The organism is Anaerofustis stercorihominis DSM 17244 (genome assembly GCF_000154825.1).
Classification (GTDB): domain Bacteria; phylum Bacillota; class Clostridia; order Eubacteriales; family Anaerofustaceae; genus Anaerofustis; species Anaerofustis stercorihominis.
This window is the reverse complement of sequence record NZ_DS560019.1, coordinates 137848-151359: the sequence shown is the minus strand read 5'-3', so window position 1 is coordinate 151359 and position 13512 is coordinate 137848. Positions and strand designations below refer to the sequence as shown.

General features: G+C 37.8%; 11 protein-coding genes and 1 riboswitch. All 11 genes read left to right on the top strand.

Annotated features, from left to right (window positions below; translation table 11 throughout):
* Window positions 1-23 precede the first annotated feature (23 nt).
* The 11 genes from ANASTE_RS05360 to ANASTE_RS05310 all read left to right on the top strand — a co-directional run bounded on the left by ANASTE_RS05360 (window position 24) and on the right by ANASTE_RS05310 (window position 13504).
* Window positions 24-587 (top strand): manganese efflux pump MntP, encoded by a 564-nt coding sequence (locus tag ANASTE_RS05360; protein ID WP_007049955.1) that lies wholly within the window; start codon window positions 24-26, stop codon window positions 585-587.
* An 80-nt stretch (window positions 588-667) separates the two neighbouring features.
* Entirely contained in the window at window positions 668-853 is a 186-nt protein-coding gene (locus tag ANASTE_RS05355; protein ID WP_007049954.1) for a hypothetical protein, read from the top strand.
* Window positions 854-1024: 171 nt separating this feature from the next.
* The gene (locus ANASTE_RS05350; RefSeq protein ID WP_007049953.1) at window positions 1025-1300 is read left to right on the top strand and encodes a hypothetical protein; all 276 of its coding nucleotides are present in this window, start codon (window positions 1025-1027) and stop codon (window positions 1298-1300) included.
* A gap of 288 nt (window positions 1301-1588) precedes the next feature.
* Window positions 1589-2347 carry a DeoR/GlpR family DNA-binding transcription regulator gene (locus ANASTE_RS05345; RefSeq protein ID WP_039945177.1) on the top strand — a complete coding sequence of 253 codons (759 nt, stop codon included), beginning with the start codon at window positions 1589-1591 and terminating at the stop codon, window positions 2345-2347.
* 125 nt (window positions 2348-2472) lie between these two features.
* Window positions 2473-3465 (top strand): dihydroxyacetone kinase subunit DhaK, encoded by a 993-nt coding sequence (gene dhaK / locus ANASTE_RS05340; RefSeq protein WP_007049951.1) that lies wholly within the window; start codon window positions 2473-2475, stop codon window positions 3463-3465.
* Between the two features lie 10 nt (window positions 3466-3475).
* Complete coding sequence (dhaL, locus tag ANASTE_RS05335; protein ID WP_007049950.1) at window positions 3476-4090, top strand: dihydroxyacetone kinase subunit DhaL; 615 nt, start codon at window positions 3476-3478, stop codon at window positions 4088-4090.
* 458 nt (window positions 4091-4548) lie between these two features.
* The gene (locus ANASTE_RS11945; protein ID WP_148344967.1) at window positions 4549-6132 is read left to right on the top strand and encodes an FILTED domain-containing surface protein; all 1584 of its coding nucleotides are present in this window, start codon (window positions 4549-4551) and stop codon (window positions 6130-6132) included.
* 358 nt (window positions 6133-6490) lie between these two features.
* Window positions 6491-6868: a dihydroxyacetone kinase phosphoryl donor subunit DhaM gene (gene dhaM, locus ANASTE_RS05325; RefSeq protein WP_007049948.1), complete on the top strand. Its 378-nt coding sequence runs from the start codon at window positions 6491-6493 to the stop codon at window positions 6866-6868.
* Window positions 6869-7258: 390 nt separating this feature from the next.
* A riboswitch (SAM riboswitch) is annotated at window positions 7259-7356 on the top strand.
* Window positions 7357-7423: 67 nt separating this feature from the next.
* Window positions 7424-8587, top strand: coding sequence for a methionine adenosyltransferase (gene metK / locus ANASTE_RS05320; protein ID WP_007049947.1), 1164 nt, complete (start codon window positions 7424-7426; stop codon window positions 8585-8587).
* 93 nt (window positions 8588-8680) lie between these two features.
* Window positions 8681-9106, top strand: a complete 426-nt coding sequence (locus ANASTE_RS05315) for an Lrp/AsnC family transcriptional regulator (RefSeq protein ID WP_039945175.1) — start codon at window positions 8681-8683, stop codon at window positions 9104-9106.
* A gap of 117 nt (window positions 9107-9223) precedes the next feature.
* A complete protein-coding gene (locus ANASTE_RS05310) occupies window positions 9224-13504 on the top strand; it encodes a 2-hydroxyacyl-CoA dehydratase (RefSeq protein WP_007049945.1) in 4281 nt (1426 codons plus the stop codon).
* Window positions 13505-13512 lie beyond the last annotated feature (8 nt).

The following is a 13512-nucleotide window of genomic DNA, read 5'->3' as shown; positions in this document are numbered from 1 at the left end:
GAATACTTTGTTTAGGAGATATTATGGGGATATTAGAATTATCGTTGATCGGTATAGGTCTTGCTATGGACGCTTTTGCGGTATCCATATGCAAAGGTCTTAACATGAGAAAAATAAACTACGTTTACGGGATTATAACGGCACTGTTTTTCGGGGTGTTTCAGGCTGTGATGCCTCTTATAGGTTTCTTCCTCGGAAGACAGTTCAGTACATATATAACGACCGTAGACCACTGGATAACTTTTATACTCCTTGCATTTATAGGCGGGAAGATGATATATGAAGCGTTAAGCGAAGACAGCGAATGCGAAACCTGCGGTTCGGGTATAGATATAAAAGAATTGTTCCTTTTAGCTATAGCGACGAGTATAGACGCTCTGGCTGTTGGGGTCACTTTCGCATTTTTAGATGTATCCATCTTTTCATCGGTACTCTTAATAGGGGTGATAACTTTTGTGATTTCTTTTATAGGAGTGATAATAGGAAATATATTCGGAAGCAAGTATAAAGAAAAAGCCGAGATATTCGGAGGAGTTATACTTATCCTTATAGGTCTTAAAATACTTTTGGAAGCTCTCTTTTTTTAAGGGAGCTTTTTTCTTGACCGGGATTAAATATTGATATATATTGGTAGTATAAAATCTTATTATACGAAAGAGGGTAAATCATGAAGAAAAAAGTATTATTTTCATTATTGTCATTGATGTTTTTACTTGTTTTGGTATCGGGCTGCGGTAATGACGGTAACGGTTCGGGTGAAGAAAAGCAGCTTATAAAAGTCAGAGAATACATAAGTGAACAAAAGTATGATAAAGCAAAGGATGAGCTGAAAAAACGCAGATTTTATGATTAACTTAATTATTATATTGCATGCAGTGAGTATTATGTTGCCACCAAAGAATATGGAGAAGCTTTATATGAATTAGATTATGGTGCTTCATTAAAACACACTCTTGGAGATGAGGGTGTAAAAAAGCTTAATACTTTAATTGATGAAATTCTCAAAGAACATCAAAGTGAGATTATGAAAACAAGAGAAAAAGAACGGGAAAGTTATAGTACTTTTGTATTAAAGTTGAATGAAATCAATAAGAATATGAGTAAAGGGTTTGAATTATATGCATCAAATAAAATAACAAAAAGTGAATTATCTAAATTAGCAAATGAAAGTTTAGAGTCACTTCCTTCCGGTTATTATATTAAATGTGACGAGGCTACAGATGAGTATAGGGCAGCGTCGACTTATAGAAGTAAGATGAAAAAGGGAATTAAAAAGTTAGTCCAATCAATTAAAAGATGAACAAATTTATTCGGATATGACAGGAGTGTAAAAAAAAGAAGTTTTATACTTGGAGTATATGGATGAAGCCAATTCAGAAAAAGAAAAATTCGAAAAACTGATAAAAGAGGAGCCTAAATTATATTAAATCTAAGGAACATATCATTTCTAAACAAAAGAAAGATATGTTCTTTTTGATTAGAAAAAATAACTAAATGAAGATTTATGATTGACAAGTAGTTTTAATTTTGTTACATTTATAAATGTAAAGGTTTATAAAGATTTTATTTTTTAGTTGTGGAGGAAAATATGTACAAAGAACAAAGACAAGAAGCGATTTTGCAGTATGTATATGAAAAAAAGGAAGCAAGCGTAAAAGAATTGTCCGAAATGCTTGATGTTTCGAATGTGACGATAAGAAAAGATTTGATAGAGCTTGCAAAGATGGGAAAGGTATTGAAGACTCACGGAGGGGCTACTTCCGTTGAAAGTATCCTTTCTACGGAAACTCCACATTATCAAAAGGACAAGACGTTCAGAGAAGAAAAAGAAAGAATAGGAAAAGCTGCGGCTAAGCTCGTCGAAGAAGGAAACACCGTAATAATAGACAGCGGTTCCACTCCTTATCATGTCGTGCCTAATATTTTGGATAAAGAAGTAATGGTAATAACAAACGATGTAAAAATAGCGTACAAACTTGCCCTTGACTCAAAGGCAAAGGTTTTGGTGGCGGGAGGATATATCGAAAAATCCGTATTTTCCCTTCTTGGTCCAACATCGGAAGCTCTGTTTGAAAACACCCATGCCGACTTTGCGTTCATAGGTCTCGACGGTATGGATATTGAATACGGAGCCAGCGTGAAATCTTTTACTGAAATGCCTGTAAAACAAGCTATGATAAGGAATGCGGATAAGGTTGCGGCGGTCATGGACTCATCAAAGCTAAAACAGAAAATGCTTGTTAAATTTGCGGAAGTAGAGGATTTTGACTACATAATAACCAATGAAATGGACGAAGAAGATAAGAAAGCCTATGAAGAAAAGGGCGTTAAAGTGATAATAGCATAAGTAAACGATATAAATAACGGAAAGGAGCGGTATACGCTCTTTTTTATATTATTTTAATAAAAAATCTTTACATATTTTGAGAAAATTTATAAGGTATGATATACTGATAAAAAAGGAGGTTTCTTATGAAAAAATTTATTAATAAACCCGAAAACGTAGAAAACGAGATGTTAGACGGGATAGCAAAAATGCACCCGGAATATGTAAGGAGACTCGATGGTCTCGATGTGATAGTAAGGAGCGAAAAAAAGAAAGATAAAGTCGCTTTGATAAGCGGAGGCGGAAGCGGACATGAACCTGCTCATGCTGGATATGTAGGTTACGGTATGCTTGACGGAGCGGTTGCGGGACCTGTGTTTACTTCTCCTACACCCGACCAGATTTACGAAGCCGTAAAAGCGGTGGACGACGGCAAGGGGACTTTACTTGTGATAAAGAACTATACCGGGGATATAATGAACTTCGATATGGCGGCTGAAATGGCGTCAATGGAAGGTATAGAAGTGGAACAAGTAGTGGTAAACGACGATGTTGCGGTAAAAGACAGCCTGTATACAACAGGAAGAAGAGGCGTTGCGGGAACCGTATTCGTACATAAAATCGCGGGAGCTGCCGCAGAAGAGGGCAGAAGTTTAAAAGAAGTAAAAGAAGTTGCAGAAAAAGTAATCGCGAACGTGAGGACAATGGGCGTTGCCATATCTCCATGTACCGTTCCTGCGGCGGGAAAACCGGGCTTTGAAATAAACGACGATGAAATGGAAGTTGGTATAGGTATTCACGGAGAACCAGGTACACATAAAGAAAAACTTACAACGGCGGACGAAATCACATCTCATTTGCTTGAGTGTATATTAAAGGATATAGACTTTGAAGGAAGCGAAGTAGCGGTAATGATAAACGACTCTGGAGCTACTCCTTTAATGGAACTATATATAGTAGGAAATAAAGTATCTGATATATTAAAAGAAAAAGGAATAAAAGTATATAAGAGTTTAGTTGGACATTACATGACTTCAATCGAAATGGCGGGATTTTCCATAAGCTTACTTAAACTTGATGAGGAACTCAAGACATTACTGGATGCAAAAGCGGATACCGTAGGCTTCAAGGCATTATAAGGAGAGTTGTATGACAAAAGAAAAATTAATAGAACTTATAAATGATATAGCGGATAAGATAGAAGAAAATAAAGATTATTTGACGGATTTGGACAGTGCCATAGCGGACGGCGACCACGGGATAAATATGGCAAGAGGTTTTTCGGCGGTAAAAGAAAAACTTCAAACCGTCGAAGATAAAGACTGCGGGACTATACTGAAAACAGTCGGAATGACCCTTGTATCTACAGTCGGCGGAGCCGCTGGACCTTTGTACGGAACGGCTTTCATGAAAGCGGGAATGGCAGTGGGAGGCAAAGAAGAAATAAACGGCGAAGATTTTATCAAGATGATGGAAGAAGCCATAAACGGAGTTAAGATGAGAGGAAAATCGGAAGCTGGTGAAAAGACCATGCTTGACGCCATGATACATGCTTACGATGCCTTTAAAGAAGGACTTTGTGACGGAGCCAAATCCGCTATTAAAAAGGCTTTGCAGGCTTCAATGGACGGAGTGGAATATACAAAGACCATTAAAGCTACGAAGGGAAGAGCCTCTTATATAGGGGACAGAAGTATAGGTCATCAGGACCCGGGAGCCACTTCTTTCACTTATATGATGGAATGTATAAATGATATTATATAAAATAAGGCCCCTCATAGGTTTCTATGAGGGCTTTTTTATTTGCGATTTTTATTTTTTATTATAGGGTTTTGTCCCAATCATTTTCTTAAAAAATTAATTTCTCTTTTTTAATCTAACTCAGTAAATAATATATTTTTATATCTAATTAATAAAATCAGTTTGTTTTATTATTTTATTATCTCAATTTTGCAGTATTTTGATGTTTTATTTTATTGTTTAATCCAAATAAATGATAAAGATGAAAATTCCTGTGTAACAGTTATAAAAATAACATGAAAACCATAAAAACAAATATAAAAGTATCTAAATAGTTATAAAAACAAGTAACTTTTTAAAATATTTCCCAAAAAAGTAACTTAGAGATGAAAATGTAACCGGTGAGTAACTGTAGTGTCATATACTGGTAACATAAAGAGAAAGAAAAACGTTGAGGTGTAGATATGAAAAAGAGAAAAGGAATGAAAAGTTTAGTAGCGATAATGATAAGCGTGTTACTTGTACTGCAGTGTGCCGGACCTATATTCGCAGCGGAAGAAATAATAGAAGAAACATCTAAAGTAAGCGAAGAAGTTATGGATAAGACAGCTAAAGAAGTAAAAGAAGAAGCTACTGAAGAAAAAGCCGAAACAACAGAAGCTAAAGAAGAAGAAAAAACCGAAGCTGAAGAAGAAAAGGCAGAAGTAAAAGAAGAAGCAAAGAGCGAAGAAAAAGAAGCTTCTAAAGAAGAAGTAAAAAAAGAAGTAAAAGCAGTTAAAGGTACAAAAAGCGTAAAAGAAGCAAAAGAAACCAGCGAACCTTGTACTATCACTTATGTGATGGACAAAGAATACTTCGATGTATACAGCTTCAACAAAGGACCTGCGGACGCAAAGACATACACCGAAGAAAAGAACAGGATAACAGGTTTCGGAGCATTTTATAAAGACAGAGAAACAAACAAATATATGTTTGATGTAACGATGACATTATTGAATGACGCAGTAGGAACATTAAACGGAAAGAAAGTTACATTCCCTGCAGGAACTATCGTATCTGTAAGAAGCGAAAGATATGACGGTACTTTTGAAGCAAAAGTAAACTACAGTACAGAAGGCGAAGGAAAAGGTTTCGGATATACAACATTCGATGAAGGACAAAATATCAGGATATTGGTTACACCTTATTATACGATAAAATACTCAGTAAACTTCGAAGCAGGAGAAAACGGAAAATTAGAAGGACAAACTGCATTTGAAGACATCAATAAAGGAAGCGAATTCAAGAACGTAGTAAAAGTTCCGACACCCGTAGCGGAAGAAGGATATGAATTTTCACACTGGGAAGAAGGACTTCCGGAAGAAGGACACAGAGTAAGAAGTAATGAAACATACAAGGCAGTATTCGAAGCAAAGAAAGCGGCTGAACCTGTAGTACCTGAAGAACCAAAAGATGAAAATAATACACCTGCACCTGATGATGAAGAATTCATAACACCCGACGATGAAAATAATACAAACGGCGAAGATGTTGTAGTAACTACAACGACTACAACAGTAAAGACAACAACTGTAGAAAGAAATAATGATGGAGCATCGGTTGGAACATCAGCAGCAAACACAGGAAACGCACAACCGGCAGCGGCAGCAAATAATAATACGGCAGTAAACAATAACGTAGCAATAAATGATAATCAAACACCGTTAGCAAGCGGAGCGAACGCAGGGGAAGCAACAACAATAAATGATAACGAAACACCGCTTGCGAATGCTGAACAAACAAACGCAGGAAGCTTTGCATTAGTAAATATATTGTTAGCAGTACTAAGTATAATATCAGCAATGGTAATGGGACTTAAGGGAATGAGAAGAGAAGGCAAGATGAGCATGACAGCAGCAGGCATCGTTTTAGCGATAGTAAGTGTAGCGGTATTCTTCTTGACACAAGACTTAAGCGGAAATATGGTAATAGCTGATATGTTCACTGTAGTGATGGCAGTTATAGCAGTGGTACAGATAGCGGTTGGATGTATGATGAACAGAGAAGAAGCAAAGGAAAACAGATAGGAAAAAGAAGTAATAGATATTAGATATAAAAAGGAGCCTGTACTAAGGCTTCTTTTTTTGGGGGTATTTTATAGATCAAGGTTGAAATACTATTTGACAGCGGATTTATGGTTTATCGGTCCTTAAATAATGATGTTATAGGTTAAAAATCATTAATGTCCTTTTCGTATATAATGTATATGGCATTCTTTAAATATTTATTGTAAAGAGATATATCTAATATTGATTATGTATTTGATTACGGAGAATGTATTTTATTTAAATATTATTTATTTACCGTTATTATGTATAAGAATTATTTAACATTTGGTTATTTATGATATAATGATAAAAAATAATCGGTAACGGAGATGAAAATATGTTAGGAATGGTAATAGTATCACACAGTGAAAAGATAGCTGAGGGAGTTAGGGAGTTAGCTCTTCAAATGGCAAAGGACGTAAATATAGTCCCTGCGGGCGGACTTTGCGACGGGGGTATAGGCACTGACCTTGAAAAGATAATGAATGGTATAAGTGAAGCAGACAGCGGAGAGGGTGTTATCGTCCTTATGGATCTCGGCAGTGCTGTAATGACTACTGAAATGGCTATAGATATGGTGGAAAATGATGTAACTATGATAGACGGTCCTGTAGTCGAAGGAGGTATTGCCGCCGCAGTTACTATAATGAGCGGAGGAAGTATCGAAGATATCAAAAAGGCTGTAGATGAATGTAAGACTATAAATAAGTTTTAAGTGTATTTATCATTGTCTTATTTGATTTTGTACTTAAGGTCAAATGTTATAAAAATATAATTATAAAATCTAAATCGAAAAAAGACCTTATAGGTCTTTTTTATTTTATATTATATATTGGAATTAAAAGTGATAAATGCGATATCGAGTGTTTAAAAATAATGTGGATTAAAAAGTAAATTTAAAAATGCAGGATTTATATACTTGGATTTATTTAAAATGTGGTTTTGTGCAGGGGCGCGGAATCTGCCGAAGGCAGGTGTAGTGTCCCGAGACGTATCTTATACGCTTCTGTATTCACCTCATACATAATTGAATTATATATCGACAATTATCTTGCTTTTCTGTATACAGTATGTTAATATTTTAGAGTAAATTACAATGAAATAGACCTTATTTAGAGCGGTGGAGTGAATAGGCACTATGAAACCCGGCAACCGGCAAAGGTACGGTGCTAATACCTACGGGATTTTTCCGAATGATGAGTATTAAGATAATCTCATGGGAGAACCTATGAGAAATTTTTTTATTTAAGGTCATGGAAAGGATATAGTAATGAATAAACATTTTTTTACATCGGAGTCTGTAACAAAGGGACATCCGGACAAGATATGTGACCAGATAAGCGACAGCGTTTTAGACGCTATCATTGCACAGGATCCATATGCGAGAGTAGCCTGTGAATGTGCGGTGAATACGGGACTTGTACTCGTAATGGGTGAGATAACCACAAGCGGTTATGTGGATATATCTAAGATAGTTCGTAAGACCATAAAGGATATCGGATATACAAGGGCAAAATACGGCTTTGACGGAAGTACCTGCGGTATAATAAGCTCAATAGATGAGCAGTCAAGCGATATCGCAATGGGGGTAAATAAATCTTTGGACTCAGACGACAGCACTGAAGAAGAGAACGGAGCGGGAGACCAAGGGATAATGTTCGGCTTTGCCTGCAATGAAACCGAAGAATACATGCCTCTTCCCATATCTCTTGCAAACAAGCTTGCATTCAAGCTTACCGAAGTCAGAGAAGATGGCACTCTCGATTATTTGAGACCGGACGGTAAGACTCAGGTGACCGTTGAATATGACGGGGATAAGCCTGTAAGAGTTGATACCATAGTTATATCTACTCAGCATGATGAGAAAGTATCTCTCGATACCATAAAAGAAGATATGATAAATCACGTCGTTAAAGCCGTTATAGACGAAAGTCTGCTTGATGAGAACACAAAGTACTTTATAAATCCTACGGGAAGATTTGTTATCGGAGGACCTCAGGGGGACAGCGGACTTACGGGAAGAAAGATAATAGTAGATACATACGGAGGATACGCAAGACACGGCGGCGGAGCATTTTCCGGTAAAGACCCTACAAAGGTAGACAGGAGTGCTTCATATATGGCAAGGTATATCGCAAAGAATATAGTTGCAAGCGGTATTTGCGATAAAATAGAAATAGAGGTCGCTTATGCCATAGGTGTTGCAAGACCTGTTTCTATATATGTAAATACGTACGGGACAAGTAAGCTAAGCGACGAAAAAATAGTTGAAATAATAAATGAAAATTTTGATTTAAGACCTACAAGAATAATCGAACACCTTGACCTCAGAAGACCTATTTACAGAAAAACGGCCGCTTACGGACACTTCGGCAGGAACGAATTCCCTTGGGAAAAACTGGATAAGGCTGAAGTATTAAAAAAATATTTATAATTTAAAGTAAATGCCAAAAAAAGGTTTATTATTTTAAGCAAATGTAGTAATATGGTTTTAAGGTATCATCATATTACTACAGGAGTTCTTATTATGGATTTGATAGATAAAAAAATATTAGAGAGATTAAACGTTGACGGAAGAATAACCATGAAAAACCTTGCGACCGAGCTTAATCTTTCGGCGCCTGCGGTTGCGGAGAGAGTTAAAAGGCTTGAGCAAAAAGGGATAATAACAGCTTACAAAGCTATTATAGACAGAGAAAAATTGGGGCAGGGCATAACAGTATTCATAACTATAGATATGCCTGCGAGTAAATATGAAGAGTTTAAGGTGTTTGCCAACGGTGCAAGCGAAATAAGCGAATTTTATTATTTAACAGGTCAGTATTCTCTTATTATAAAAGCCTATGTGACCAGTACCACTCACCTTGCGGAACTTCTTGAAGGTGCTCAGCAATTCGGTACTACGGAGACGTTCGTGGTCATGTATGCTCATGTCAAAGACAATATTTTTTAGTAGGAAAATTATGTAAATCTATGTCAAAAAAAGTCGAAAATTGATGTTTTTCGCCTTTTTTTATTGCTATTTAAAATTTAAAGAATTATAATAAAGGATACTATTTTGGAGGATATAATGGAAAGAATTAATAAACTTGGTATTGATATCGGCTCGACAACCGTTAAGGTTGCCATTATGGATACCGAAGATAATATACTTTATTCTAAATACGAAAGACATTTCGCAAACATTCAGGACACCCTTTTATCCATGATAAAAGAAGCCCTTGAAATAATCGGGGATTGTAAGATATGCCCCGTTATCACAGGTTCGGGAGGCTTAAGTCTTTCATCATATCTGGATATACCTTTCGTGCAGGAAGTTGTTGCCGTTTCTACGGTGCTTAGAAAATTTCATCCTACCACCGATGTGGCTATAGAAATCGGCGGGGAAGATGCGAAGATAATATATTTTGAAGGAACTATAGAACAAAGGATGAACGGCATCTGTGCTGGAGGCACGGGCTCGTTCATAGACCAAATGGCGTCTTTACTAAAGACCGATGCAAACGGACTTAACGAGCTGGCAAAGGGATATGAAAATATATATCCCATAGCGGCAAGGTGCGGAGTATTCGCAAAAAGCGATATCCAGCCCCTTATAAACGAGGGAGCCACGAGAGAAAACTTGGCGGCTTCTATATTTCAGGCAGTCGTTAATCAGACTATCAGCGGTCTTGCATGCGGTAAACCCATAAGAGGGAATGTAGCCTTTTTAGGCGGACCTCTTTATTTTATGAGCGAGCTCAAAGAGGCTTTTATTAGGACACTTGGCTTAAAGGAAGAAAATGTCATTTCTCCTAAGAATCCTCATTTGTTTGCCGCTATCGGTGCTGCTTTAAGCAGCGAAGAAGAAGATGGGAATATAACTTTATCTCAGCTTAAAAACAGGCTTGACAGCAAGATAAAACTGAACAGCGAAATAAAGAGGATGGAACGTCTTTTTGAAGACAGTGAAGATTATAAGAAATTCTCTGAAGAACATGCGGTCCATACTGTTGAAAAAGGAAGTTTAAAAGATTATAAGGGGAATTGTTATCTCGGGATAGACGCAGGTTCCACCACGACCAAGCTCGCTTTATGTTCCGAGGACGGGAAGCTTTTATATTCTTTCTATTCAAACAACAACGGTTCCGTTTTGGAAACGACCGTAAAGGCATTGAAAGATATATATTCAAGGCTTCCAAAGGAAGCGAAGATAGTATATTCATGTTCTACGGGATACGGAGAAGATTTGGTAAAATCCGCATTCATGCTGGATGAGGGGGAAGTAGAAACCATAGCTCACTATTATGCGGCGTCTTTCTTTGACCCTAAGGTGGACTGTATACTTGATATAGGTGGTCAGGATATGAAATGTATCAAGATAAAAGACGGTTCCGTAGACAACGTACTTCTTAACGAAGCATGTTCTTCGGGGTGCGGTTCATTCATAGAAACTTTTGCCAAATCTCTCGGCTACAGCGTAGAGGACTTTGCAAAGGAAGCTTTGTTTGCAAAAAATCCTATCGACCTCGGAACGAGATGTACGGTATTCATGAACTCAAACGTAAAGCAAGCACAGAAAGAAGGAGCTCCCGTAAGCGATATTTCGGCGGGGCTTGCTTATTCCGTAATAAAGAATGCTTTATACAAGATAATAAAACTTACAAATCCCGATGATTTGGGTAAACACGTAGTCGTTCAGGGCGGGACTTTCTATAACGATGCGGTTTTAAGGGCATTTGAAAAGATTTCCGGACACGCTGCGGTAAGACCCGACATTGCGGGGATAATGGGTGCTTTCGGTGCGGCACTTATTGCCAAAGAGAGATACGAAGAGGGTAAAGAAAGCACTATGCTGGATCTGGAGAAGGTAGAAAAGCTTACTTATACCACAATGATGACGAGATGTAAGGGTTGCACAAACAATTGCTATCTTACAATAAACAGTTTCGACGGAGGAAAGAGAAAATTCATAACCGGGAACAGATGTGAAAGAGGAGCGGGAATACATAAAGATAAGTCTCAGGATATAAACTTATTCGATTATAAGAACGAGATAACTTTCGGATACGAGCCTTTAAGGGAAGAAGAAGCGGTAAACGGAGTTATCGGGATACCGAGAGTCCTCAACATGTTTGAAAATTATCCTTTCTGGGCTACACTCTTTAAAGAACTTAAGTTCAGAGTGGAACTCTCTCCCGTTTCTACGAGGAAGATATACGAATACGGGATAGAGTCTATACCGAGCGAATCGGAATGTTATCCTGCTAAGCTTACTCACGGGCACGTTACATATCTTATCAGAAAAGGCATAAAGACGATATTCTATCCTTGTATACCGTACGAAAGGAACGAAACACCCGACGCGGGGAACCATTATAACTGTCCTATCGTAACTTCTTATGCGGAAAACATAAAGAATAACGTAGAAGAAATCGAAACGGAAGATGTGAAATTCTTAAATCCTTTCTTAGCATTTACGAATAAGGAGACTGCCAAAGAGGGTATCGTAAGAGAATTCACAAAAGGCGGAGAAACCGGCTTTGACTTGGATAAGAACGAAGTTTCAAAAGCGGTGGATAAAGCTTGGGCTGAACTCATGAGCGTCAGAGACAAGATAGCAAAGAAGGGCGAAGAAGTCGTAAAATACCTTGACGAAACGGGAAAAAGAGGTATCGTTCTTGCGGGAAGACCTTATCATATAGACCCTGAAGTAAATCACGGAATAGATAAGATGATAAATTCATACGGGATAGCAGTTCTCACCGAAGACAGTGTATCTCATCTTGCTGAAGTCGAAAGACCGCTTATCGTAACGGATCAATGGATGTATCATTCAAGGCTTTATAAAGCTGCAAACTTTATAAAGACAAAAGACAATATAGATTTGGTACAGCTAAATTCCTTCGGCTGCGGGCTTGATGCCGTAACTGTGGACGGAGTTAGAGATATACTTTCTTCTGCGGGCAAGATACATACCGTACTTAAGATAGACGAAGTAAACAACCTCGGTGCGGCAAGGATAAGGATACGTTCTCTTCTTGCTACCCTTAAGATAAGAGATAAAAAGAAAGTAAGGAGAAAAGTAAAGAAAGCAAGTTACCAAAGAGTAGAGTTTACGAAGGATATGAAGAAGGAATATACTATCCTTTCTCCTCAGATGTCTCCTATACATTTTTCACTGTTTGAAGCCGCACTTAACTCATGCGGATATAAATACGAAGCCCTTAAAGATGACAGCAAGCACGCCGTGGATATAGGGCTTAAATACGTGAACAACGACGCATGTTATCCTTCACTGATAGTCGTGGGTCAAATCATGGAAGCACTGAACTCCGGTAAATACGACACGGACAAAGTTGCCATAATGATAACTCAGACAGGGGGAGGATGCAGGGCTACAAACTACATCGGCTTTATACGTAGGGCTCTTGAGAATGCGGGAATGGGACATATCCCCGTAGTATCACTCAATGCCAACGGTATAGAAACCAACGAAGGATTTAAGATAACTCCGAAGCTACTCAATAAAGCACTTCAGGCTGTTGTGTACGGAGATTTATTCATGAGAGTTTTATATAGGATGAGACCTTACGAAGTCGTTAAGGGGTCTGCCGATATGCTTCACAGAAAATGGGAAGCGAAATGTATAGAGGATCTGTCAAGACCTAGGTCATCGAAAAAGCTCTTTAATGAAAACATCAGGAACATAATAAGAGAATTTGACGAGCTTCCTATAACCAACGAAGTAAAACCAAAAGTTGGTATCGTCGGAGAGATATTAGTTAAATTCTTACCCGGGGCAAACAATCACCTTGTGGATTTGATTGAAAAAGAAGGTGCGGAGGCAGTAATGCCCGATTTACTCGACTTCTTATTGTACTGCTTCTACAACAACAACTTTAAATCGGAAAAGCTTGGTATGAAGAAGATGAGTGCAAGGATATCCAATATAGGTATAAATTTCGTTGAAACTTATAGGAAAGCATATAAAGACGCATGTGCAAAGAGTGTTCACTTTACTTCTCCAAATGAAATAAATAAACTCGCTTATTATGCAAGCGATGTCGTTTCGGTAGGTAATCAGACCGGAGAGGGCTGGTTCTTAACGGGAGAGATACTGGAACTTATAAAGACGGGAGTGAACAATATAGTGTGTGCTCAGCCTTTCGGCTGTCTTCCGAACCATGTCGTTGGTAAGGGAGTAATAAAGAAAATAAGAGAGATGTATCCTATGAGCAATATCGTAGCTATCGATTACGACCCGGGAGCAAGCGAAGTGAATCAGCTCAACAGGATAAAACTTATGCTTTCTCAGGCTAATATGAACTTAAAAGAAATACCGGAGCTTATGGAACCGGAGATGGTATAGAAATAAAA